A 24,426-nucleotide genomic window follows, 5' to 3' on the forward strand; every position below is an offset into this window, starting at 1 on the left:
ACACTCCTTTTATCCACAGAGGGTTTGAACATGACCGAGCAAGCGTCCGATCGCCGCCGTTTTCGCCGGATAGCCTTTGATGCCAAGACCGAACTTCGGCAAAACGGGCAGGAATGGCCGGTGCAATTGGTGGATTTGTCGCTAAAGGGCTTGTTGGTACAGCGCCCGCAAGACTGGAAGGGGAATAAGGCGCTGCCGTTCGAGGTGGACATACGCCTGGACCCAAAGGCCCATATAAAGATGCAAGTACGCCTGACCCATGAAGATCATGGTCAGTTGGGGTTTGAGTGCAAGGACATCGACCTGGATTCGATCAGCCACTTGCGGCGGCTGATCGAATTGAATCTGGGTGACGAGCAAGAACTCCACCGGGAGTTGGCAGCGCTGCTAGAGATATAAAAGCAACACAACTCAAATGTGGGGTGTTGCTGGGTTATTCGAACAACGCATCCAACGCCTGCTCCAGCCGCGTCACCCCAATAATCTGGATCCCCGGCGGCGACTCCTTCGGCGCATTGCCCTTGGGCACGATCGCACGCTTGAAGCCATGTTTGGCTGCTTCCTTCAAACGCTCCTGGCCACTCGGCACCGGGCGCACTTCGCCCGACAGGCCCACTTCACCAAACACCAGCAGGTCGTGAGGCAACGGCCGGTTGCGCAGGCTGGACATCACCGCCGCCATCAAGGCCAGGTCGGACGCGGTCTCCAGCACCTTGACCCCGCCCACCACGTTGAGGAACACGTCCTGGTCGTGAGTTGGAATGCCACCGTGACGGTGCAGCACCGCCAGCAACATGGCCAACCGGTTCTGGTCCAGGCCCAACGTGACCCTACGTGGGTTGGCCAGATGGCTGTCATCCACCAGCGCCTGGACTTCGACCAACATCGGCCGGGTGCCTTCCCACGTCGCCATCACCACACTGCCGGGGACTTCTTCCTGGGCACGGGTCAGAAAAATCGCCGACGGGTTGGAGACTTCTTTCAGCCCCCGGTCAGTCATGGCGAACACGCCCAGCTCGTTGACGGCGCCGAAACGGTTCTTCACCGCCCGCAGCAAACGCAGGCGGCCATCGGACTCGCCTTCGAAATACAGCACGGTGTCGACCATATGCTCCAACACCCGTGGCCCGGCCAGTGCGCCCTCTTTGGTCACGTGGCCAACCAGGAAGATCGCCGTGCCGCTCTGCTTGGCATACCGCACCAGCAGCGCCGCACTCTCGCGCACCTGGGATACACCGCCCGGCGCCGATTGCAGTTGCTCGGTGAAAATCGTCTGGATCGAGTCGATCACCATGACCTTGGGCTTTTCGATGCGGGCCGTGGCGATGATGCTTTCGATACAGGTTTCGGTCATGACCCGCAGCTGATCCTGGGGCAAGCCCAGGCGGCGCGCACGCATGGCCACTTGCTGCTGGGACTCTTCCCCGGTGACGTATAGCGCCGGCATGCGGCTGGCGATGCTGCACAAAGTTTGCAGCAGGATGGTCGATTTGCCGATGCCAGGGTCGCCACCGATCAGCACGACAGAACCGTCCACCAGTCCGCCGCCCAGCACTCGGTCCAACTCACCGGAGGCGGTGGAAAAACGCGGGATTTCTTCGACGCTGACTTCGGCCAGGGTCTTGATCTGCGCCTGCTGGCCGGTCCAGCCGGCACGGCCGGTGGGCGCCGCAGCGCCGCCGCTCTCGATCATGGTTTCAGTCAGGGTGTTCCACGCACCGCATTCACCGCACTGGCCGGCCCACTTGGGAAAGGTCGCGCCGCACTCGGTGCAGCCGTACATGCGCTTGGCCTTTGCCATTTGAGAACCTCCAACCGAAAAACCGCGATGATAGCTCAGCGCGGCGCCGGGGTCCGGATTTCACCACTGGCCAATCGTGAAGCACTGTTGCCGATCGGGTCTTCGGCGTTGAGGTCGGCGCCCTTGGCTTTCAATTCATCCAGCAACTCGATGCGCTTGAACAGGCCCGCATACATCGCCGCCGTCTGCCCCGCGCCGTTGCGTTGGTCGGGGTTGCAATCGGTGGCCAGCAGACGCTGGGCGATGCTCAGTTCGCCCTTGAAGATCGCGCCCATCAGCGCAGTGTTGCCGCGTTTGTCCTGCACACAGGCGTCGGCACCGGCGCTGAGCAAACGCTCCACGAACGGGCCCTGGCCGTGGTAGGCGGCAAGGATAAGCGCGGTGTAGCCCTTGTCGTCCTGGGTGTTGAGGCTGTAGCCGGAGTCGATAAAGGTGTTGAGCATATCGAGGTCGCCACGACGGGCGGCGTCGAAGTAATAGTCCTGCAGCTGTGCCTTGAGCGCTGCCGGCTCGGGGGATTCGGCATGGGCGACAAAGGCCAGCATGGCCATCAGCAAACCGATAGAAATACGCATGGGATTCTCCTGCCAAGGGTCGACGCCTGCACCAGCGCGTCGACCGTCACCAACGTCAGTCAGTCAGTTTTTCAGCCAGCGCCTTCACGCGCGCCAGGTCACCCTTGGCGACCTTGGCCACGCCCGTGCCGTACGCCGGGTCTGCTTTGTAGAGGAACGACAGGATGATGTGCTTGCTCTCGTCATCGGTGGTGGCCAGGGAGCCGCCAAAGTTGTCGATCAAGTCCTGCTGCTCTTTTTTGCTGTAGGAGCGATACAGATCACCGGCCTGCTTGAAGTTCTGCTCGCGCTGGATCTTCGCCTGCTGGGTGCTGCCCACCAACGCCGACTGGCTGTAGCGCGCGGTTTGCGGCTCTTCCCGTGGCATCAGGCGGCTTGGCTGGTAGTTCACGCCGCTGGTGGTGGCGCCGAAGTTCATCGCGCCATCCTGGTTACCGTTGTTGACGGTACCCCGTGGCGCGTTGATCGGCAGTTGCAGCGCATTGGCGCCCAGACGGTACATCTGGGTGTCGGCGTAGGAGAACACCCGGCCTTGCAGCAGGCGGTCTTCCGATGGCTCGATGCCCGGCACCAGGTTGGCTGGGGCCATCGCCACTTGTTCGGTCTCCTGGAACACGTTCGCCGGGTTGCGGTTCAGCACCATCTGCCCGACTTTGCGCTCAGGCACGTTCGGCCAGATCTTGGTGGCGTCCAGTGGGTCGAACTCAAACGTGGCCAGGTCTTGCGGCTTGAGCACCTGCACGTACAGGTCCCACTTGGGGAAGTCGCCCTTGTTGATATGGGTGACGAGGTCGTTGGTCATATGGCTGTAATCACGACCCTGCACGTCGGTAACTTGCTTGGGATCAAGGTTCTTGATGCCTTGCAGGCTCTTCCAATGGAACTTGACGTAGTGCACTTCGCCCTTGGCGTTGATCAACTTGTAGGCATGTACGCCATTACCGTCCATTTCACGGTAACTGGCAGGCGTGCCGGAGTCCGAGTACAACTCGGTCAATGTGCGAGTGGCTTCGGGAACATGGGAGAAGAAGTCAAAGCGACGGGAGTCGTCATCCAGGTTAGTGCGCGGATCGGGTTTGAACGCATGCACCATGTCTGGAAACTTGATGGCATCGCGGATAAAGAATGTCGGGAAGTTATTACCGACCAAATCCCAATTACCCTCAGCCGTGTAGAACTTAGTGGCGAAACCGCGCGGGTCACGCAAGGTTTCTGGTGAGTGGTTGCCATGCACCACGGCCGAGAAGCGCACAAACACCGGAGTGGCTTCGCCGGCCGCAAAGACTTTCGCCTTGGTCAGGTCGCTGAGGTTGTCCGTGACCGTGAAGGTGCCGTGCGCGCCGGTGCCACGGGCATGCACGACGCGCTCTGGAATGCGCTCGCGATCGAAACGCTGCAACTTCTGGATAAGTTGCACGTCTTGCAGCAGTACGGGGCCATTTGCGCCAGCGGTCTGCGAGTTCTGGTTGTCACCGACGGCAGCACCGTTATCGCGAGTCAGGTTGGCCGCCTGCACCGACAGGGAAAGCAGGCTGGCAGTCGCCAATACCAGCGCATGTCGCGCCAGGACGTGCCTGGCGTTCATTGGGTTCTTCATCGAGGTTTCCTCTGGTTTTTTTAGTGCACATTCAGTTGTGCTTGCCAGAGGCTAGTGACCCGGGAGTCAGAAGATAAATAGAAAATCAACACAAGGACGATTAAGAAAATAACGTGGTAAAGCGCTGAAATAGCGAGTATTTCGCGCGCGATTGGTGGCACTTTGCAAACTATTTGCGTTTTAATGTGTCGATTAAAACCAACAGTGTTAACAGTTGTGTCGCGCAAGCGCTCTATGACTGACTTACACTGAGCTCCACCCTTCTCATCTGTAACAAGGAATAACCTATGGGCGTGATCAGTGAGTTCAAGGCCTTCGCGGTCAAAGGTAATGTGGTCGACATGGCCGTCGGTATCATCATCGGCGCCGCCTTCGGCAAAATTGTTTCCTCGTTTGTAGGCGACGTGGTGATGCCACCCATTGGTCTGTTGATCGGCGGCGTGGATTTTGGGGACCTGGCCATAACGCTCAAGGCTGCGCAAGGCGATGTGCCTGCCGTGGTGCTGGCCTACGGCAAGTTTATCCAGAGCGTGATTGACTTCGTGATCGTCGCCTTTGCAATCTTCATGGGCGTGAAGGCCATCAACCGCCTCAAGCGCGAAGAGGCCGTGGCACCTAGCCTGCCACCGACGCCGACCAAGGAAGAGCTGCTGTTGGGCGAGATCCGCGATCTGCTCAAGGCACAGAACGACAAGCCGCTCTAACCCGCATCGGCTTGGAAAAAAGGCGCCTGCTTGAGGCGCCTTTTTACTACCAGTAGTTTTCCACCGCCACCTGCCCTGGGCGTCGGCTCAGGCTCAGTTGCATGTCGCGTTGCTTGAGCAACTGGCGTGTGTCATCGACCATCTGCGGGTTGCCACAGATAAGCACGCGGGAATGTTCAGGGCTTAGCTCGACGCCCGCCGCGCGCTCCAGCTCGCCATTTTCGATCAGCGTGGTAATACGCCCATTCAGCGCGCCCGGCTGCTGTTCACGGGTAACAATGGGAATATAGGTGAGTTTATGTGCGTGTTCGGCAAGGTACTCACGCGCCCCCAGTTCGTTGATCAACGATTGATAGGCCAGCTCCTTGGCCTCGCGGGCGCTGTACACCAAGAGGATGCGCTCGAATTTTTCCCAGACCTCAAAGTCCTGCAAGATCGAGAGGAACGGCGCCACGCCCGTGCCAGTCCCCAACATCCACAGGTCACGACCATCGACGAAGCGGTTCAAGGTCAGATAGCCCGTGGCCTGGCGCTCCACCATCAGGGTGTCGCCCACCCGCAGGCGGCTCAGTTCGCTGGTGAACTCACCACCTGGGACGACAATCGAGAAGAAATCCAAGTGTTCATCAAAGGGCGAAGACACCACGGAATAAGCACGCCACACGGTGTTGCCATCCGGCTTGGTCACGCCAAGTCGCACAAATTGGCCGGCAGTAAACCGAAAGCCCGGATCGCGCGTCGTGCGCAGGGTAAAGAGGCTGGGGGTCAGCGATTGCACATCGAGCAATGTCTGGCGGGTGAATTTTTCAGCGCTGGCCGTCATGGGGAACTCCGTTTTGCACAGAGCCCTAGTGTCCCTCAAAGCAGCATCTGCTAACACCGGTGATTTGTACTGGCATTGCTGACGCTCGTCCTGCTTACACGCAACATCACTGCAAAAACCACTCGATAATTGCGGTTACTCAGCATGCAGCTCATCGAACTGCACCCACTAATTATTTCGCTATTACGCTGTTGGCTATGTAGAGCAGTGGGTGTAATACCAGTGAAAAAAGCCATCATTTGGATACTACTTAAAACGCCTTAAAACACACATGACGCCTATATCGCCCCGATTTTTCTATACACAACCAAACCCAATGTATAAGTCTTGCAGGGTTCAAATCTCCTACGGATATAACATTTTTTTCACGCCATAAAGTAGCCGTTGTCCTACACTCATTTCCGTGCCGCATTGGGATTCAGGACGTACCCAAGTCACACCAACACCCATGGAGATTTACCGATGGTCAACTGGCGCAACACACGGCTCCCTAAACTGGAAGACGAAGACCAGATCACCAATGTTTTTGAAATGGTTATCAACGAGACCTACGCACTCGGCTTCCAATTTTGTTCGTTCAAGATGAGTACGCACCAACCTATAAATCAAACAACGCTATTCGAGCAAAACAACTATCCAAATGAATGGAACCACTTATACAAACAAGCAAGTTTCTCTGATGTAGATCCCGTTGTTGCTCATTGCCAGCGCTCCGTCCTGCCTTTTGTCTGGAAGGAAGCTGCGTTCCAAAGCACCCCGCATCTGTGGGAGTTGGCAAAATCCTACGGTGTGCATTTGGGGTGGACTCAGCCACTGCATGGGCCAAAAGGCGTGTTCAGCATGCTGACACTGGGTCGAAGCACCGATGAAATCAGCCCTGAGGAGCTTTACGAAAAAGCCGGGAATGTATTGTGGCTCTGCCATGCGCTGCACACCGTGGTGGCGCACAAATACGCCAACGAGCCGGCCGACAAGCCCTGCAGTAACTTGACGCCGCGTGAGATCGAAGTCCTGCGGTGGTCCGCACTGGGTAAGACTGCCGGCGAAATCGCCAAGATTCTGTGCCTGTCCGAACGCACCGTCGGCTTTCACAACTGCAGTTCGATGCGAAAACTGGGCGTCAATAATAAGATTGCCGCCGTGATGGTGGCCGCCAAGGCCGGGTTTCTGTAAACAGCTCATGTAATCCTTGCGGAAAAAACGTAACATTCGCGACCAGTTCCGGGTGAGAGCGCAGCTTGCAGCCTCGCGCCGCCGTTCACCCAGATGGTTCGATTACCCAGAGTTTCTCCCGCCATGCCCCTGCTCGAAAGCCACTTCGCCCAGCTCGATCTGATCCGCCAGCCAGAGCAACACAACGATCCGCTGCAGGCCTTCGATGCCGCCGACGAGTACCTGCTCAGCCACCTGGCCGAACAGCAGCCGAGCGCCGCAACGCGTGTGCTGGTGCTCAATGACAGCTTCGGGGCACTGGCCGCCAGCCTGGAAGGCCAGGTGCAGGTCACCTCCAGCGGCGACTCGTTTCTCGCCGCCCAAGGCCTGGAGAAAAACCTGGTACGCAATGGCAAGGCGTTTGACGCGGTGACATTCATTCCTGCCAGCCAACATTCGAGCGGGCCGTTCGACCGCGTACTGATCCGCGTCCCCAAGACCCTGGCACTGCTGGAAGAGCAGTTGATTCGCCTGCAAGGCCAACTGGCCCCTGGCGCCGAAGTGTTTGCCGGGGCGATGGTCAAACATCTGCCACGAGCCGCCGGGGAGTTGCTGGAGCGTTACATCGGGCCGATGCACGCCTCGCTGGCGGTGAAAAAAGCGCGACTGCTGATCGCCACCCTGGCCGATCGGCCCGCCGCCGTATCGCCCTACCCAACACGCTACAACCTGCAAACCCCAGCCATTGAGCTGCTCAACCATGCCAACGTGTTCTGCCGTGAAGGCCTGGACATCGGCACCCGCGCCTTCCTGCCGCACTTGCCCAAAGGCCTGGGCAGTGCGCGTGTCGCGGACCTCGGTTGCGGCAACGGCGTGCTGGCGATTGCCAGCGCACTGCAAAACCCGGACGCGCAATACACCTTGGTCGATGAGTCGTACATGGCCGTGCAATCGGCCCTGGAGAACTGGCAAGCCGCCCTCGGCGAACGCGATGTGACCGTACGCGCCGCCGATGGCCTGGCCGGCCAGGCGCCGGATTCCCTGGATGTGGTGCTGTGCAACCCGCCATTCCACCAGCAACAAGTGGTCGGCGACTTCCTCGCCTGGCGCATGTTCCAGCAAGCGCGGGAAGCGCTGGTGGTGGGCGGCGCGCTGTATATCGTCGGCAACCGCCACCTGGGTTATCACAGCAAATTGGCGCGGCTGTTCCGAGGCGTCGAGCAAGTGGCCGCCACACCAAAATTCGTCATTCTCAAAGCGCGCAAATAAAAAAACCCTGTGCTTCGCAACGAAACACAGGGCTTGCCCCTCAAGTCAGCAGGCAGCGGGCCGCGAAGCCCGGGGCGGGATGTCAGTGAGTGGTCAGGCCAGCCGCATTCATGAACATGCGCATCAGGCTGGCCACGACGAACAGGGCCAGCACACTGCCGGTCCAGATCATCGCCAGCCACCCCAGGCGCCGCCACAACGGCTGTTTCTCGGCCTGTTCGATCTCGTGCAACGTAGGTTTGCCGGACATGAGACGCCCCTCCTAGTGATAACCGTCTTCGTGGGTGACCTTGCCGCGGAACACGTAGTAGCTCCAGAAGGTGTAGCCCAGGATGAACGGGATGATGAACAAGGTGCCCACCAGCATGAAGCCCTGGCTTTGCGGCGGTGCCGCGGCATCCCAGATCGATACCGACGGTGGAATGATGTTCGGCCACAGGCTGATCCCCAGGCCGCTGTAGCCGAGGAAGATCAACACCAGCGTCAGCAGGAACGGCGTGTAGTGCGCATTTCGCGCCACGGCGCGGATCAGCCCGTACATAGTCACCAACACCAGGATCGGCACCGGCAGGAACCAGAACAGGTTTGGCAGGGTGAACCAGCGCGAGGCGATTTCCGGGTGCGTCAGCGGCGTCCAGATGCTCACGATACCAATCACCGCCAGCACCACGAACGCCAGCGGCCGCGCCAGGTCGTGCATCTTCTGCTGCAACGGGCCTTCGGTCTTCATAATCAGCCAGGTGCAGCCGAGCAAGGCGTAAGCCACGATCAGCGCCACGCCGCAGAACATCGTGAACGGTGTGAGCCAGTCCAGCGAGCCCCCGGCAAACTGGCGGTCCACCACGGGAATACCGTCAATGAACGCGCCCAGCGCCACGCCCTGGAAGAACGTTGCCGCCAGCGAGCCGCCGATGAAGGCCTTGTCCCACAGGTGACGCTTGTGGTCCTTGGCCTTGAAGCGGAACTCGAAGGCCACGCCGCGAAAGATCAGCCCGATCAGCATCAAAATCAGCGGCAGATACAGCGCCGACAACACCACCGAATAGGCCAGCGGGAACGCGCCGAACAACGCCGCGCCGCCGAGTACCAGCCAGGTTTCGTTGCCGTCCCATACCGGCGCGACGGTGTTCATCATCACGTCGCGGTCGACTTTGCCTGGGATAAACGGAAAGAGGATGCCGATGCCCAGGTCGAAGCCGTCCATCACGACGTACATCATGATGCCGAAGATGATGATCACGGCCCAGATCAGCGGAAGATCAATACCCATCTCAATTCCCCTTGTGCTGGATGTGGGTGTGGTCGTCATCGCCACTGTCATCGGCGGCCGACAACGGACGCGCCGGTGTACGTTTCTGGCCAGGACCACCAGGGGTCGGTTCGCTTCCTTCGTGGGTCTGAGGCCCTTTGCGCACCAGGCGCATCATGTAACCCAGGCCTGCGCCGAACAGCGCGAAGTACACCACCACGAACAGCACCAGGGTGATGGTCATCTGCGCCAGGCTATGCCCGGACGAAGCATCCGCCGTGCGCATCAGCCCGTAGACCACCCACGGCTGGCGGCCGATTTCAGTGGTGAACCAACCGGCGAGAATCGCGATCAGCCCGGACGGGCCCATCCACAACGCCAGGTACAGGAACGGTTTGGACGTGTACATCTTGTCGCCGCGACGCAGCCACAGGCTGAACAGACCGGTGAAGATCATCAGGAAGCCGAGGCCGACCATGACCCGGAACGACCAGAACACAATGGTCGAATTGGGACGATCCTCAGGCGGGAACTCCTTGAGGGCCGGCACCTGTTTGTCCAGGGAGTGGGTCAGGATCAAGCTGCCCAGGTACGGGATTTCCACCGCGTACTTGGTTTTTTCGGCCTTCATGTCGGGCCAGCCGAACAGGATCAGCGGGGTCGGTTCGTTGCCCTTGTTTTCCCAGTGGCCTTCAATCGCAGCGATTTTCGCGGGCTGGTGCTTCAACGTATTGAGGCCGTGGAAGTCACCGATCACCGCCTGGATAGGCGCCACGATCAACGCCATCCACATCGCCATCGAGAGCATCTTGCGGATCGCCGGGTTGTCCTTGCCGCGCAGCAAATGCCAGGCCGCCGAGGACCCGACGAAAAATGCCGTCGCCACGAAAGCGGCCGTGGCCATGTGCATCAGGCGGTAGGGGAACGAGGGGTTGAAGATCACCGCCAGCCAGTCGGTCGGAATCACCCGGCCGTCGATGATTTCAAAGCCTTGGGGCGTCTGCATCCAGCTGTTGGACGCGAGGATCCAAAACGTCGAGATCAACGTACCGACGGCCACCATCACGGTGGAGAAAAAGTGCAGCTTGCGCCCTACTTTGTTCCAACCGAACAGCATCACGCCGAGGAAACCGGCTTCAAGGAAGAAGGCCGTGAGCACTTCGTACGTCAGAAGCGGCCCGGTAACGGCGCCCGCAAAGTCCGAGAAGCGACTCCAGTTGGTGCCGAACTGATAGGCCATGACCAGGCCCGAGACCACGCCCATGCCGAAGTTGACGGCAAAGATCTTCGACCAGAAATGGTAGAGGTCACGGTAGGTGTCGTTGTGGGTCTTGAGCCACAAGCCCTCCAGTACCGCGAGGTAACTGGCCAGGCCGATGGTGATCGCCGGGAACAGGATGTGGAACGAGATGGTGAATGCAAATTGAATTCGGGCGAGATCTAGCGCCTCCAAACCGAACATAAGTCTTCCTCTGTCAGGTAATACCGGCTGCTGGCGGGAGCCTGCACCCACTGCCCCCACGGATATGGAGTGTGGCGAATTTCAATTCGTTTCTTTTTTTAACCAGCCACGTAGGGATTCTGGCCTTGCGGCCGCCAGGTCAATCCCCCACGGAGGTTTTGATCTGGGTCAAGCATTGCTGAAAGAGTAGTCCCATTTTCTGTGTCCAGTTGTGTGGTCTTTTGCCGCGTGACAGCTTGCCTCAGGCATGATCTTGCAACTATTTGTTACAGCTTGATGATAATCTCGACGCTCCCTTCCGCCTCGACCCGAACTCCCGATGCCTAGTGAACCCGTGTTGCTGTTGCGTCATCACCGCCCTTTCATCGCGTTCTGGCTGGCCCGGATTTTCACCGCCAGCGGCTTCCAGATGCTCACCGTGGCCATCGGCTGGAACCTCTACCAACTGACTGGCAATGTGCTGGACCTAGGGTTGGTCGGTTTGGTGGAGTTCGTACCACGGGTGCTGTTCATGCTGCACACCGGGCACGTGGCCGACCGCTATGAGCGGCGCAAGGTCGCGGCCATCTGCCAGACCGTGCAGGCGTTGATCGCACTGTCCCTGGCCATTGGCGGCCTGACCGGCAACGTGACCCGCGAGATGATCTTTATCCTCGCCTTCCTGCTCGGCGCCGCGCGGTCCTTTGAAATGCCCACCACCCAGGCGCTGCTGCCGAGCATCGTGCCCAGCGCACTGTTCCCGCGTGCGGTGGCGTCTTCACAGTCGGCGCAGCAACTGGCTACCATCGTCGCCCCGGCACTCGGCGGGTTGCTTTACGCGTTCGGCAGCGTGTGGGTATATGGCCCGACCGTGGTGCTGTACATCATCGCCTGCGTGCTGACCCTCAACCTGCCCGCCCGCCAGACCCCGCTGAACAAAGGCAAGGCCACCCTCGATTCACTGCTGGCCGGCATCCGCTTTATCCGCAGCCGCCCGGACATCCTCGGCGCCATCTCCCTGGACCTGTTTGCCGTGCTGCTGGGCGGCGCCACCGCGCTGTTGCCGGTGTTCGCCAAGGACATCCTGCTGACCGGCGCCTGGGGCCTGGGCCTGCTGCGCTCGGCACCGGCGGTGGGGGCGTTGTTGATGTCGCTGTGGCTGGCGCGCTTTTCGGTGGACCGTAAGGTCGGCCGGGTGATGTTCACCGCCGTCGGCGTGTTCGGCGTGGCGACCATCGCCTTCGGCCTGTCCACCTCGTTCTGGTTTTCCCTGGCGGTGCTGGTGGTGCTGGGCGCGGCGGACATGATCAGCATGGTCATCCGTGCGTCCTTCGTGCAGTTGGAGACGCCGGATGAAATGCGCGGGCGGGTCAGTGCGGTCAACGGCTTGTTTATCGGTGCGTCCAATCAATTGGGCGAGTTTGAGTCGGGGATTACAGCGCACTGGTTCGGCACCGTACCCGCCGTGGTCATGGGCGGGATCGGCACGCTGGTGGTGACCGGGGTGTGGATCAAGCTGTTCCCGACATTGGCCAATCGGGATCGAATGCATGTGCCGGTGGAAGAAAGCATCAAGCCCGCTGCATGATCCGATGTGGCAATAAGGTCAATGTGGGAGGGTCGGTGCGACGATTCGACTTGCCCCCCTCCCACATTTGGATCTCCAGGTGCTTGAAAGAATGGCGTCAGAGCACCTTGTCCAGGGTGACCGGAAACTCCCTCACCCGCTTGCCGGTGGCGTGGTAAATCGCATTCGCCACCGCCGCCGCGACCCCGACAATCCCGATTTCCCCCACGCCCTTGGAACCGAGGGCATTGACGATCTCGTCGTGCTCTTGGACAAACACCACATCAATCTCGCCGATATCGGCATTCACCGGGATGTGGTATTCGGCCAGGCTGTGGTTCATGTAGCGCCCCAGTTGATGGTCGATCTGGGTTTCCTCGTGCAATGCCATGCCGATCCCCCACACCACCCCGCCGAGAATCTGGCTGCGGGCCATCTTCGGGTTGACCACGCGCCCGGCCGCAATCGCGCTGACCACCCGCCGCACCTTGATCGTGCCCAGGTCTTCGTCCACCTGAACCTCGACAAACACCGCCGAATGGGTGGCAGTGGCGTAACCCTCGCGTTTTTTGTCGGGTTCGCTGTCGACCTGTACTTGCAGCGCCTCTTCGCCACTGTCCTTGACCAACTGCGCCAGCGACACACTCACGTCACCTGTGTACAGGTGGCCGTCTTCAAAACGCACGGCCTCGGCGTCCTTGAATACCGGGTAGGTCTGGCGGGCGATGCTCAGCAGTTTGGCGGTCAACGCCTCACAGGCCTGCTGCACGGCGGTGCCCACCGATGACACGGTAAACGAGCCACCCTGCAACGGCGCGGTGGGTAATGAAGAGTCGCCGAGCAGAAAAACCACATCCTCGACCGCCACGCCACTGGCCTGCGCCGCGATCTGGGTCATCACCGTATAAGTACCGGTGCCGATATCGGTGGTGGCGCTGCTGACCGTCAACTTGCCCTGGGCGTCGATACGCGCCTTGGCACTGGCCTTCATTTGCATGGCCTCCCACACGCCGCCGGCCATGCCCCAGCCGATCAACTGGCGGCCGTCACGCATGCTGCGCGGCTCCGGGTTGCGCTGCTTCCAGCCGAAACGTTCGGCGCCTTCGCGGTAGCACTCGCGCAGGGCTTTGCTCGACCAGGGTTTGTCTTCGTTCTGGTTGCGTTCGGCGTAGTTGATCAGGCGCAGTTGCACCGGGTCCATGCCCAGGGCGCAGGCCAGTTCGTCCATGGCGCATTCCAGGCCGATCACGCCCAGCGCGGCACCCGGCGCGCGCATGTCCAGGGGCGTGAAGACATCCAGCGGCACCAACTTGTAGGTCAGTTGCACGTTGTCGCAGTGATAGAGCATGCCGCTCCATTCCACCACGTGTTCGCTGAAATCCTCGAAACGTGACGTCTGCCCAATCGCGGTATGCCCCAGCGCCAGCAAGCGGCCGTTGGCGGCGGCGCCCATCTGCAACCGCTGCAGGGTGCGCGGACGGTAGCCGAAGGTGAACATCTGCTGGCGCGTGAGGGTGACTCGCACCGAACGCTTGAGCGCCAGGGACGCCATCACCGCCAAGGGCAGTTGGTATTGCGGGCGCAGGCCGGAGCCGAAGGCACCGCCGACGAACGCCGCGAAGATGCGTACCTGGCTTTTATCCAGGCCGAACACTTTTTGCACATAGGCCTGGCAGTTCTGCGGGCCTTGGGTCTTGTCGTGGATATGCAGGGTGCCGTCCGGCTGATACAGCACGGTGCTGGCGTGGGGCTCCATCGGATTGTGGTGTTCGATGGGCGTGCTGTAGTGCAGATCCAGGCTGATGGCCGCGCCGGACCATTCGGCCTGGAAGTTGCCGCGTGGCGTGGGCGGGGTTTGCGGTGAGGGATGGGCCAGCGCCTGCTGGGCGAGCAGGTCGGTCTCGAAGTCCTCGCGCTCATAGTCGATGTGCACCAGCGAGCCGGCGTGTCGCGCCAACTCCAGGTTATCGGCAATGACCAATGCCAGGGGCTGACCGCTGTAGAGCACGCGGTCGTTATACAGCGGGCGAAACGGTGAACCGTCCGCGGCATCGGCATCCGCGAAGGCGTCATCGTAGCTGGCGATTTTCGGACGGTTGAGGTGATGGATCACGTCCACCACGCCCGGCAGCGCCAACGCCTTGGAGGCATCGATATGGATGACCCGGCCTTTGGCGATGCTGCTGGACACCACACTGCCATGCAGCAGGCCAGCTTCGGGAAACTCACCGGCGTACCGCGCCTGGCCTGTGACCTTGAGCAGACCGTCGACACGGTCCAAGGGTTTACCGATAGCGGTCATGGTTGTACTCCTGCGACGGCGGCGTCGCTCAGCGCGCGGATGATTGCGCGGCGCGCCAGCTTGATCTTGAAGCCGTTGTGCTCCAGCGGTTCGGCGTCTTGCAGCAGCGCGTCGGCGGCGTTGCTGAAGGTTTCGCGGCTCACTGCCTGGCCGATCAGCGTGGCTTCTACCGCGCGGTCACGCCAGGGTTTGTGGGCTACGCCACCGAGGGCCAGGCGAGCGTCGACGATGATATCGCCGTCCAGTTCGAGGGCGGCGGCCACAGACACCAACGCAAAGGCATAGGACGCACGATCGCGAATCTTCAAATAGTGACTGTGACGCGCCAAGTGGTCGGCAGGCAGTTCAATCGCAGTGATCAGCTCATCGTCGGCCAGCAGGTTGTCGCGCTGCGGGGTCTCGCCGGGCAGGCGATGGAAGTCAGCGAACTCGATGACCCGTGCGCCGCCGCGACCTTCGACATGCACCCGCGCTTGCAGCGCTGCCAAGGCGACGCACATGTCCGACGGATGAGTGGCCACGCACTGCGCGCTGGCGCCGAGAATGGCGTGGATACGGTTCAGGCCGGTACGCGCCGGGCAGCCACTGCCGGGTTCGCGTTTATTGCAGGGCACCGTGGCGTCGTAGAAGTAATAGCAACGGGTGCGTTGCAGCAGGTTGCCGCCAGTGCTGGCCATATTGCGCAGTTGCGGCGAAGCCCCGGCGAGGATGGCCTGGGACAACAGCGGGTAGCGCGCTTCGATCAGCGGGTGCCAGGCCAGGTCGGCGTTGCTCACCAGCGCGCCGATCCGCAGGCCACCGTCGGCGGTTTCTTCGATCTCATGCAAGGGCAGTCCGGTGATATCGATCAGGTGCTCGGGACGGCTGATGTTTTCTTTCATCAGGTCCAGCAGGTTGGTGCCGCCGGCGATAAACCGCGAGGCGCCGCTGCTCAGGTGCACGGCCTCCTGCACGTCGGCGGGTTTGCTGTAGTGGAAGGGGTTCATTGCTCACCTCCCAGGCCGTCCTTGATGGCATCGCGGATGTTGGTATAGGCGCCGCAGCGGCACAGGTTGCCGCTCATCAACTCCTGGATTTGTGCGCTGTCGTGGGCACGGCCTTCATTGGCCAGGCCGACGGCGGAGCAGATCTGGCCGGGGGTGCAGTAACCGCACTGGAAGGCGTCGTGCTTGATAAACGCCTGCTGCATCGGGTGCAGTTGGTCGCCGCTGGCCAGGCCTTCGATGGTGGTCAACTCGGCGCCGTCGCACATCACCGCCAGGGTCAGGCAGGCGTTGATGCGTTTGCCACCGCGCAATACGGTGCAGGCGCCACATTGGCCGTGGTCGCAGCCTTTTTTGCTGCCGACCAGGTCGAGTTGTTCGCGCAGCAGGTCCAGCAAGGTGGTCCAGGGCAACACGTCCAGCTGGCGGTCCTGACCATTCAAGGTCAAGCGTATGGAGTGGGCGACGAACGGTTGGGCCGCCGCGCCATTGGGGGTCGCGCTCATAAACACCTCACGGGTTGGTGTACATCCGCGGCGTTCAGGAAAGTCGCCGTCTCAGGGTTACGACTTCCCGGGGTTTTGAGCGTTCAAGCAAATTGATCAGCGGATATTGAGCAGGGTTTTCAGGGTGTTGCGCGGGGGATTGATCGAGGAGTTGCTGTATTCGAACCAGCCCTGGGCGTCCACGTTCAAGTCGAACACATAGATGTAGCCCATCAAGGTGCCCGCCCCATTGCACGCCTCACTGACGTTGCCGACCTGGCATACCGGCGTGCGCTGGCCGTTGAGCACCGCGCCGTTGAACAGGCCGACCGGGTTGTTGCCCAAGCCCACTTCCATCACCGACACCTTGGTCGGCCCACGGTGCGTGCACATTTGCGTGGCGCTGGAGCGCTGCGCAATGGTTTCGGTGCACTTGGCCGACTCGACCTTGAACACGCGCACCTCGCTCAAGGCCGGTGCAGTCGCGCCCCAAGCCGGTGCCGCGCCCAGCCACAGGCCGAGACAAGGGATCAGAGCTAGACTCCACGCGTTGGCTTTTTTCATGCTGTCGATGACCCGCTATTGAACGTCGGCGCAGTATGCCTCAAGGCCACGCGCCATACAGCCTCGGCTGCTGGTATGATGCGCCGCTTTTTCCGATCCTCTCTGAAACCAAAGGCGCTTGGCGCAGTTTGTGCTTTGACTTAGAGGTCAACAAATAACGACGCAAGATAGCGTCACAGGGAGCAGGCATGCTGGAAAAGCTGTTTCAACTCAAGGCACACAACACCAACGTGCGCACCGAGATTCTCGCGGGCATCACGACATTCCTGGCCATGGCCTACATCCTGTTCGTGAACCCGAGCATCCTCGGCGAAACCGGCATGGACAAGGGCGCGGTGTTCGTCGCGACCTGCCTGGCGGCCGCCATCGGTTCGACCGTGATGGGCCTGATCGCCAACTACCCGATTGCGCTTGCGCCGGGCATGGGCCTCAACGCCTTCTTCACCTACACCGTGGTCCTGCACATGGGCCACACCTGGCAAGTGGCGCTGGGTGCGGTCTTTATTTCGGCGGTGCTGTTCTTCCTGCTGTCGATCTTCCGCATCCGTGAGTGGATCATCAACGCCATCCCCCTGCCCCTGCGCTCGGCGATTGCCGCCGGTATCGGCCTGTTCCTGGCGCTCATCGCGCTGCACAACGCCGGTATCGTGGTGAGCAACCCGGCCACCATGGTGGGCCTGGGCGACCTGAAACAACCGGCGCCGATCCTCGCCACCCTGGGTTTCGTGCTGATCGTTGCGCTGGAAGCCCTGGCCGTACGCGGCGCGGTGCTGATCGGCATCCTGGCGGTGACCATCGCCTCCATCGTGCTGGGCTTCACCCCGTTCATTGGCGTGACCTCGATGCCACCGTCCCTGGCCCCGACGTTCCTGCAACTGGATATCAAAGGCGCGCTGGATATCGGCCTGGTCAGCGTGATCTTCGCTTTCCTGTTCGTCGACCTGTTCGATAACTCCGGCACCCTGATCGGCGTTGCCAAGCGCGCCGGCCTGATGGGCAAGGACGGCCACATGCCGAAAATGGGCCGCGCCCTGATCGCCGACAGCACCGCCGCCATGGCCGGTTCGCTGCTGGGCACCTCGACCACCACCAGCTACATCGAATCGGCTGCTGGCGTGAGCGCGGGTGGCCGTACAGGCTTGACCGCCATCGTGGTGGCGATCCTGTTCCTGCTGGCCTTGTTCTTCTCGCCACTGGCCGCCAGCGTTCCTGCCTACGCCACCGCGCCGGCGCTGCTGTTCGTGGCCGTGCTGATGACCTCGGGCCTGGCGGAAATCGACTGGGATGACATTACCGTTGCAGCGCCGGTGGTGATCACCGCCCTGGCGATGCCCTTCACTTACTCCATCGCCAACGGCATCGCCTTCGGTTTCATCGCCTGGACCGCCATCAAGCTGCTTTCGGGCCGCTACCGTGAGCTGAACCCGGCGCTGGTGATCCTGTCGATTCTGTTCGTGATCAAGCTGGGCTGGTTCAACGCATGACTTTTGACGCCGCAAGCTACACCGTTCAACTGCAAGACAAGGTCACGCGCTTGCGTGACCTGCTGGCGCCGTTCGACGCGCCCGAGCCACAGGTCTTCGATTCGCCGTTGCAGAACTTCCGCCTGCGGGCGGAGTTCCGCCTGTGGCGCGAAGGCGGGGATCGCCACTACGCCATGTTCGCTCAGGACGACAAGCGCACGCCGATCCTGATCGAAGAGTTCCCCATCGCCAGCCTGCGCATCAACCAGTTGATGCCGCAGCTCAAGGCCGCCTGGCAAGCCAGCGCCGCCCTGAGCCACAAGCTGTTCCAGGTGGAGTTCCTGACCACCCTGGCCGGCGATGCGATGATCACGCTGTGCTATCACCGCCCGCTGGACGAGCATTGGCACGCCGCCGCGAACCAGCTGGCTGCCGACCTGAACGTGAGCATCATCGGCCGCTCCAAGGGCAAGCGCGATGTGATCGGCCACGACTACGTGGTGGAAAAACTCGACGTCGGCGGGCGCACCTTCAGCTACCGCCAACCCGAAGGCGCCTTCACCCAGCCCAACGGCACGGTGAACCAGAAGATGCTCAACTGGGCATACGACGCGTTGGGCGATCGCCCGGATGACCTGCTGGAACTGTATTGCGGCAACGGCAACTTCACCCTGCCGCTGGCCACTCGCGTGCGCAAAGTGCTGGCCACCGAGATCAGCAAGACCTCGGTGAATGCGGCCCTGAGCAACCTCGATGAAAACGCGGTGGATAACGTCACCCTGGTGCGCCTCTCCGCCGAAGAACTCACCGAAGCGTTGAATGAAGTGCGTCCATTCCGTCGCCTGCACGGCATCGACCTGAAAAGCTACGAATTCGGCAGCGTCTTCGTCGACCCGCCCCGCGCCGGCATGGACCCGGACACCTGCGAACTGACCCGGCGCTTCGACAACATCCTGTACATCTCCTGCAACCCGCAGACGCTGGCGGCGAACATTGCGCAACTGCATGACACGCACCGGATTACCCAGTGTGCGATGTTTGACCAGTTCCCATGGACGCACCACATGGAATCCGGGGTGTTGCTGACTCGTCGGTAATTCCAAGGCTGGTAGCAGTTCAACATGTGGGAGGGGGCTTGCTCCCGATGGCGGTCGGTCAGTTGAAGGTTTGCTGATTGACGCACTGCTATCGGGGGCAAGCCCCCTCCCACATTGGGTTGGTGTATTGGCAAATAGCTTTGTCAGGCCGACGGCTGGAAATACCCCGCCAACGCCCGCAAGTCCTGCTCGCTGAGCAACCCCGCGTAATACTTCAGCTGAATCCTGGCCAGCAAATACGCGTGCCGCGCATTCGCCAGGTCGCGGCGGGCGGTGAACAGTTGTTGTTCGGCGTCGAGCACGTCGAGGTTGACGCGCTCGCCGCCGCTGACGCTTTTTTTCGTCGCGGTGACCAGCGCCGTGGCGGAGCTGACGGCCATTTCATAAGCACGCACTTTCGCCGCGCCGCTGGTGTTGAGGTTAAATTGCTTGCGCAGCTCCACCAGCGTGGCCGAGGTTTGCGCGTCCAGTTCGTACTGGGCCTGGCTCAACTGATTGCCCGCCTGACGGGTAGACGCCGACACCGAGCCGCCGGCGAACAGCGGCAAGCTGACCTGGATGCCGACGCTGTTGGTGTCGTACTTCTGGTTGTAACTGCTTTCCGAATCGGAGCTGGTCTGGCGGCTGCTGGCGTACAGGCTGACCTTGGGCAGGTGCCCCGCGCGCTTGCGCTCCACTTCGTAGGACGCCACATCCAGCGCGTGGTGTTGGGACTTGAGCTCGGGGTTGTTGGCCAGGGCCATTTCCCGCCAGGTCTCGAAACGGTTCGGCTCCAGGGGCGGGATGTCGAATTGACGGCTCAGCGGCGCCAGCTCTTCGATCTGCAGCGGTTGGCCGACGATGGCTTCCAACTCTCGCAGGGCGCTGTCCTGGGCATCCAGGGATTCGATTTCTTCGGCCTGGGCCAGGCTCAGGCGCGCTTGGGTTTCCAGCACATCGGTGCGCGTGCCCTCCCCCCCTTTAAGCAGGCGATCATTGAGTTGCAGGCGTTCGGCAAATGCACGCTTCTGCGCACGGCTCAACTCAATGCGTTCCTGGGCCAGTAACGCCTGGCTGTAGGCACTGAGTACACGCACCGCCAGTTCCTGGCTTTTGCCGCGAAAGCGCTCATCGGCCATCAGCGCCTGGGCCGTGCCCTGGCGAAAGCGTGCGTAGGCTTCGTAATCCAGCAGCGGTTGCTGCAAGGTCAAGGTCGAGGCGTAGCTGCGGTAGTCACGGTCGCTGGTGACATCACCTGCCGTCACTTCGGACGCGTTGCGCGAATTGTTGTAGCTCCACGACAGGTTCGGCAGCAACGCCGCCCGGCCGATCACGCGGTTCTCGTCACCGGCCTCACGCGCCTGGATCGCCGCCTGGAAGGTCGGGTCATTGCGCAACGCCAGATCGTAAGCGTCCAACAAACCCAGCGCCTGCACCGCCGGTGTACAGCTCAAGCACAGGGTAAACAGCAGCGCCTTCATTCTTCCACCAGGGCCATATGGGTGCGGTCCAGCAAAGGTTTGAACAGGTAGTTGAGCATCGAGCGCTCCCCCGTCTTGACGAAGGTTTCCACCGGCATGCCAGGGCGGATCTGTACACCGTCGAGTTGTTGCATGCCCGCCGCGCTGACCTGGGCACGCAACGTGTAATAAGGCTCGTCGGTGCGTTCATCGACCTGGCGGTCGGCCGACACCAAGGTCACTTCGCCCGCCACCCGTGGCGTGGTGGCTTGGTTGAAGGCCGAGAACAACAGCTCCACCGGCAAGCCTGGGTGCACCTTGTCGACCATCTGCACCGGCACTCGCGCTTCCACCAGCAGTGGCTCGCCCTGGGGCACGATGTCCATCAGCGCCTGGCCGGGCTTGATCACGCCACCTTCGGTGTACACATCCAACCCCACCACGACGCCGGACGCGGGTGCGCGGACCAGGCTGTTGGCCAGTTCGAACTCGGCCGAAGCCAGGCGATTGCGCAGGTCGTCGCTGCGGGTGCGGGTTTCGGCCAACTGGCCGCGCAGGTCTTTCTGGAAGTCTTCGCCGAGCTGGCGGATGCGCAGGCGCAACTCCAGCACCTGGCGTTGCAACTGGCCAATGCGGCCGTAGTCTTCGGCGATGGTGCCGTCGACCTGCGAGTAAAGGCGCTCGCTGTCGAGCAGGCGATTGCGCGGGATGTAGCCGTCACGCGCCAGTTCACGCAACCCCTGCAATTGCTCATTGAGCGCCGCCCGCTGCTGCACTTTGCTCGCTTGGGAATCGCGTGTGCCACGCAACTGCGCCTCGGCGCCGGCGATGGTTTCACGCAAGCCTTGTTGCTCGGTGGCCAGCGACTGGGCGCGGCTGTTGAACAGTTGCCGTTGCAGGTTCAGGGTGTTGGCCGCGTCGGGCTCGTTGAGCAGTTCAGGGCCGAAGCTGATCGCAGGCAAGCCTTCGCTTTCCGCACTCAAGCGCGCTTCGCTGGCCAGGGACGCCAGGTACTGGCTGCGCAGCGACTGCATCTGCCCGCGCAACGGGGTTTCCTTCAAACGCAGCAACACTTGGCCGGCGTTGACCACCTCACCGTCGCGCACCTCGATACGCTCGACGATGCCGCCGGTGGGGTGCTGCACGGTTTTGCGATGGCCCGAAACCATCACCTTGCCTGACACCGCCACCCCCTTGTCCAGCGGCGCCAACGCGGCCCAGCCGACAAACCCGACAAATCCGCCGAGCACCAGCAACCAACCCAGGCGCGAATATTTTTTGTCATCCAGCGCCAGCACGTTATTGGGTGCGTCGCTGACCAGCACTGGTTTACTCATGCTCATGCCTGTTTTCCTTCACCGAGGCGGTAACTCATGCTCATGGTCGACACCGGTTTGCTGGCGGCCGGTTTCTGCCGCGCTTCCAGCACCCGCGCCGTGGGGCCGAAGGCCTGCAACTGGCCGTCCTTGAGGATCAGCAATTGGTCGGTGAGGCTCAGCACATTGGCTTTGTGAGTGATCAAGATCACCGTACGACGCTGCTGCTTGAGCTGGGCGATGGCCTGGAGCAGCGCCTGCTCGCCCACTTCGTCGAGGTTGGCGTTGGGTTCATCCAGCACGATCAACGCGGGCAGGCCATACAGCGCGCGGGCCAGGGCCACCCGTTGTTTCTGGCCACCGGACAAGCCCGCGCCGCCCTCCCCCAACTGTGTGTCATAGCCTTGGGGCAGTTGCAGGATGAGTTCATGCACGCCGGCCATTTGCGCGGCGGCGAGGACTTTGTCGGTATCCAACGCGGTAAACCGCGCGATGTTGTCGGCGATGCTGCCGGCAAACAGTTGGATGTCCTGGGGCAGGTAGCCGATGTGCGGGCCGAGTTGCTGCTTGTCCCACTGGGTCAGGTCGCCACCGTCCAGGCGCACCTTGCCGGCCAGCGGTGCCCAGGCACCCACCAACACGCGGGCCAGGGTGGACTTGCCGCAGCCCGACGGCCCGATCACCCCCAGCACCTCACCCGCCGGCAGGTTGAACCCCAGGTTAGCCAGCGCCGGCCGACGGCTGCCGGGGGCGCAGGCGCTGACCTGCTCGACACTCAACTGGCCCTTGGGCACCGGCAGGTTCATGCGCGCCGGCCGCGCCGGGTTGTCCGCCAACATTTTCGATAGCCGATCAAAGGCCAGGCGTGCCGAGCCCCATTGCTTCCACACGCCGATCAATTGGTCGATGGGCGTGAGCACCCGGCCCATCAGGATCGAACCGGCAATCATCATCCCCGGCGTGATGTCTCCCTGCACCGCCAGCAACGCGCCCAGGCCCAGCACCAGCGATTGCAGCGCCAGCCGCACGCCCTTGGACCAGGCACTGACGGCAGCGGTCTTTTCACTGGCCAGGTTCTGCTGTGCCAGAAACGCCTGGTGCTGCGCGAACCAACGCCCGCGCAAGGTGGCAAGCATGCCCATCGCTTCGATGGTGTCGGCATTGCGCAGGTTGGCGGTGGCCTGCTGACTGGCGCTGATGGACAGTTGGCTGGCCTGGGCCATCGGCGCCTGGCTCACACGGTGGTTGATCCACGCCAAGGCGATCAATATCAGCGCGCCGCCCAAGGCCAGCATCCCCAGCCAGGGGTGGAACAGGAAGATCACCAACAGGTACACCGGAAACCACGGCGCATCGAAGAACGCGAACAACGCCTGGCCGGTGGCGAACTGGCGCAGCGTGGTCAGGTCATTCAGCGCCTGCCCCGCCGCCTGGGTGCCACCCTTGAGTTGCGCTTCGAACGCGGCGTCGTATACGCGCTGGTTCAAGCGCATGTCCATCTGCGTGCCGAGGCGGATCACCACCTGGCTGCGCACCCACTCCAAGGCACCCATCAGGCCGAACAGGCCGAGGATCATCAGCGTCAGCATCAACAGGGTCATCTGATTGCCCGAGGCCAGCACCCGGTCATACACCTGCAACATGTACAGCGCCGGGGCCAGCATCAGCAGGTTGATCACCGCCGAGAACAGGCCGATGTTGAAGAAGCCACTTTTATAGGCCGTAAGGGCGGCCAGGGTTTCGTTGCCGGCGTGGCGCATCTGGAGGTTCTCGTGGGGTTGAGCGTGCAGCGTCGCCGCGTTGACAGGCGATACGACGCTGCGCAGAATTCGGCACCGCCATCGCCGCAGAGTTAGAAGGCTTGGGCGACGGCGGTGTGTGATGCGGCGAATGGGAGAGCGATCTTCCATTCGCTTTTTTCATGCAGCGACGGTTTTAGGCGGCGAGCGCCCAGTCCTGCGCCACGTCTTGCACGCCCACCAGCGCAACGTCGGTGGTAGCAGTGGACGCCGCATGGGCCGCGAGGCCAGCGGAGATTTCGTCAAAGGTGCTGGCGGTGGAGAGGCTGGAGTCGATAGCGCCCAGCAGTTCGTTGAGCACCGACTCCAACGCCGTGGTGTTGCCCTGGATAAGGCCGTAGATCACGCTTTGCACTTCGTTGCCAGTGCGGCCGGCACCTTCCGCAGCGAACAGGTCGAGGCCGTTGAAGGCCACTTTGTAGGCGCTCAGATCGAAATCGCTGCCACTGCCGCCGGTCAGGCCGGTGCCCAGCTCAACGTTGTCCAGTTCGCCCCACAGGTAGTGGTTCAGGTTGCTGGTAGACGGCAGCGTTGGGTTGAACACGTAGTGCAAGCCGTTGCTGGTGTCGCTATCGGCAATAAACGCGTAGTCGGAGTTGTTGCCGCCGTGAGCCGAATATTGGTCACCGCTGAAGGTGCCGTTGCTGAAGCCACCGTTGTTACCACCGGTGCCGTGGCCTGCGGTGGCAAAACCAAGCGCCCAGTCCGACAAGTAGTTCGACAGCGAAGTAGTGCCCAAGTACGACTCGTAGCTAACAGAAATAGTCATCACTAAACCTCGTTATATACAGCGCTATTGA

Annotated in this window: 22 protein-coding genes; 7 read left to right on the plus strand and 15 right to left on the minus strand. The window is 61.6% G+C overall.

Annotation, left to right across the window (positions count from 1 at the left end):
* The first annotated feature begins 30 nt into the window (after positions 1–30).
* A complete protein-coding gene (locus PspS35_RS25755) occupies positions 31–399 on the plus strand; it encodes a PilZ domain-containing protein (protein WP_159937321.1) in 369 nt (122 codons plus the stop codon).
* 34 nt (positions 400–433) lie between these two features.
* Here PspS35_RS25755 and radA read toward each other — a convergent pair whose 3' ends face one another.
* From radA to katB, 3 genes are read right to left on the minus strand one after another with little or no spacing between them, the layout of a single operon-like run.
* Positions 434–1,801, minus strand: coding sequence for a DNA repair protein RadA (gene radA, locus PspS35_RS25760; protein ID WP_017737417.1), 1,368 nt, complete (start codon positions 1,799–1,801; stop codon positions 434–436).
* Positions 1,802–1,836: 35 nt separating this feature from the next.
* On the minus strand, positions 1,837–2,376 hold the full coding sequence (locus tag PspS35_RS25765; protein ID WP_159937322.1) for an ankyrin repeat domain-containing protein: 540 nt from the start codon (positions 2,374–2,376) through the stop codon (positions 1,837–1,839).
* A gap of 55 nt (positions 2,377–2,431) precedes the next feature.
* Positions 2,432–3,973 carry a catalase KatB gene (gene katB, locus PspS35_RS25770; RefSeq protein ID WP_159937323.1) on the minus strand — a complete coding sequence of 514 codons (1,542 nt, stop codon included), beginning with the start codon at positions 3,971–3,973 and terminating at the stop codon, positions 2,432–2,434.
* Positions 3,974–4,260: 287 nt separating this feature from the next.
* Here katB and mscL point away from each other — a divergent pair, with 287 nt between their 5' ends.
* Positions 4,261–4,677, plus strand: a complete 417-nt coding sequence (gene mscL / locus PspS35_RS25775) for a large-conductance mechanosensitive channel protein MscL (protein ID WP_056858221.1) — start codon at positions 4,261–4,263, stop codon at positions 4,675–4,677.
* A gap of 46 nt (positions 4,678–4,723) precedes the next feature.
* Here mscL and PspS35_RS25780 read toward each other — a convergent pair whose 3' ends face one another.
* Positions 4,724–5,500, minus strand: coding sequence for a ferredoxin--NADP reductase (locus tag PspS35_RS25780; RefSeq protein WP_159937324.1), 777 nt, complete (start codon positions 5,498–5,500; stop codon positions 4,724–4,726).
* Positions 5,501–5,962: 462 nt separating this feature from the next.
* On the opposite strand from PspS35_RS25780, the gene PspS35_RS25785 reads away from it, so the two are divergent.
* Both PspS35_RS25785 and PspS35_RS25790 read left to right on the plus strand, forming a co-directional pair.
* Complete coding sequence (locus PspS35_RS25785; RefSeq protein ID WP_159937325.1) at positions 5,963–6,673, plus strand: autoinducer binding domain-containing protein; 711 nt, start codon at positions 5,963–5,965, stop codon at positions 6,671–6,673.
* Between the two features lie 123 nt (positions 6,674–6,796).
* Positions 6,797–7,921 (plus strand): class I SAM-dependent methyltransferase, encoded by a 1,125-nt coding sequence (locus tag PspS35_RS25790; RefSeq protein WP_159937326.1) that lies wholly within the window; start codon positions 6,797–6,799, stop codon positions 7,919–7,921.
* Between the two features lie 82 nt (positions 7,922–8,003).
* Here the strand turns inward: PspS35_RS25790 and PspS35_RS25795 are convergent, their stop codons facing one another.
* From PspS35_RS25795 to PspS35_RS25805, 3 genes are read right to left on the minus strand one after another with little or no spacing between them, the layout of a single operon-like run.
* On the minus strand, positions 8,004–8,171 hold the full coding sequence (locus PspS35_RS25795) for a DUF2474 domain-containing protein (RefSeq protein WP_010562540.1): 168 nt from the start codon (positions 8,169–8,171) through the stop codon (positions 8,004–8,006).
* Positions 8,172–8,183: 12 nt separating this feature from the next.
* Entirely contained in the window at positions 8,184–9,191 is a 1,008-nt protein-coding gene (gene cydB, locus PspS35_RS25800) for a cytochrome d ubiquinol oxidase subunit II (RefSeq protein ID WP_159937327.1), read from the minus strand.
* Between the two features lies 1 nt (position 9,192).
* Positions 9,193–10,632, minus strand: a complete 1,440-nt coding sequence (locus tag PspS35_RS25805) for a cytochrome ubiquinol oxidase subunit I (protein ID WP_159937328.1) — start codon at positions 10,630–10,632, stop codon at positions 9,193–9,195.
* Positions 10,633–10,951: 319 nt separating this feature from the next.
* Between PspS35_RS25805 and PspS35_RS25810 the strand changes: the two genes are divergently transcribed.
* Positions 10,952–12,199, plus strand: coding sequence for an MFS transporter (locus PspS35_RS25810; protein WP_159937329.1), 1,248 nt, complete (start codon positions 10,952–10,954; stop codon positions 12,197–12,199).
* 97 nt (positions 12,200–12,296) lie between these two features.
* On the opposite strand, the gene PspS35_RS25815 is transcribed toward PspS35_RS25810, so the two are convergent.
* The 4 genes from PspS35_RS25815 to PspS35_RS25830 all read right to left on the minus strand — a co-directional run bounded on the left by PspS35_RS25815 (position 12,297) and on the right by PspS35_RS25830 (position 16,512).
* Complete coding sequence (locus PspS35_RS25815; RefSeq protein WP_159937330.1) at positions 12,297–14,480, minus strand: xanthine dehydrogenase family protein molybdopterin-binding subunit; 2,184 nt, start codon at positions 14,478–14,480, stop codon at positions 12,297–12,299.
* A complete protein-coding gene (locus PspS35_RS25820; protein ID WP_159937331.1) occupies positions 14,477–15,466 on the minus strand; it encodes a xanthine dehydrogenase family protein subunit M in 990 nt (329 codons plus the stop codon). Before PspS35_RS25820 ends, PspS35_RS25815 begins: the two co-directional genes overlap by 4 nt.
* Positions 15,463–15,969 carry a (2Fe-2S)-binding protein gene (locus PspS35_RS25825; RefSeq protein WP_159937332.1) on the minus strand — a complete coding sequence of 169 codons (507 nt, stop codon included), beginning with the start codon at positions 15,967–15,969 and terminating at the stop codon, positions 15,463–15,465. Before PspS35_RS25825 ends, PspS35_RS25820 begins: the two co-directional genes overlap by 4 nt.
* Positions 15,970–16,065: 96 nt before the next feature.
* On the minus strand, positions 16,066–16,512 hold the full coding sequence (locus PspS35_RS25830; RefSeq protein WP_159937333.1) for a DUF4879 domain-containing protein: 447 nt from the start codon (positions 16,510–16,512) through the stop codon (positions 16,066–16,068).
* A gap of 188 nt (positions 16,513–16,700) precedes the next feature.
* Here PspS35_RS25830 and PspS35_RS25835 point away from each other — a divergent pair, with 188 nt between their 5' ends.
* Positions 16,701–17,996: an NCS2 family permease gene (locus tag PspS35_RS25835; RefSeq protein ID WP_099584731.1), complete on the plus strand. Its 1,296-nt coding sequence runs from the start codon at positions 16,701–16,703 to the stop codon at positions 17,994–17,996.
* Complete coding sequence (gene trmA, locus PspS35_RS25840) at positions 17,993–19,072, plus strand: tRNA (uridine(54)-C5)-methyltransferase TrmA (protein ID WP_159937334.1); 1,080 nt, start codon at positions 17,993–17,995, stop codon at positions 19,070–19,072. Before PspS35_RS25835 ends, trmA begins: the two co-directional genes overlap by 4 nt.
* 143 nt (positions 19,073–19,215) lie before the next feature.
* Here the strand turns inward: trmA and PspS35_RS25845 are convergent, their stop codons facing one another.
* The 4 genes from PspS35_RS25845 to PspS35_RS25860 all read right to left on the minus strand — a co-directional run bounded on the left by PspS35_RS25845 (position 19,216) and on the right by PspS35_RS25860 (position 24,395).
* Positions 19,216–20,532 carry a TolC family outer membrane protein gene (locus PspS35_RS25845; protein ID WP_159937335.1) on the minus strand — a complete coding sequence of 439 codons (1,317 nt, stop codon included), beginning with the start codon at positions 20,530–20,532 and terminating at the stop codon, positions 19,216–19,218.
* Complete coding sequence (locus tag PspS35_RS25850) at positions 20,529–21,854, minus strand: HlyD family type I secretion periplasmic adaptor subunit (RefSeq protein WP_159937336.1); 1,326 nt, start codon at positions 21,852–21,854, stop codon at positions 20,529–20,531. The genes PspS35_RS25845 and PspS35_RS25850 overlap by 4 nt, the downstream gene beginning before the upstream one ends.
* The gene (locus PspS35_RS25855; protein ID WP_159937337.1) at positions 21,851–23,587 is read right to left on the minus strand and encodes a type I secretion system permease/ATPase; all 1,737 of its coding nucleotides are present in this window, start codon (positions 23,585–23,587) and stop codon (positions 21,851–21,853) included. The genes PspS35_RS25850 and PspS35_RS25855 overlap by 4 nt, the downstream gene beginning before the upstream one ends.
* 175 nt (positions 23,588–23,762) lie before the next feature.
* Complete coding sequence (locus tag PspS35_RS25860; protein WP_159937338.1) at positions 23,763–24,395, minus strand: heme acquisition protein HasA; 633 nt, start codon at positions 24,393–24,395, stop codon at positions 23,763–23,765.
* Positions 24,396–24,426 lie beyond the last annotated feature (31 nt).

This window comes from Pseudomonas sp. S35, assembly GCF_009866765.1.
In the GTDB taxonomy this organism is placed as follows: Bacteria; Pseudomonadota; Gammaproteobacteria; order Pseudomonadales; family Pseudomonadaceae; genus Aquipseudomonas.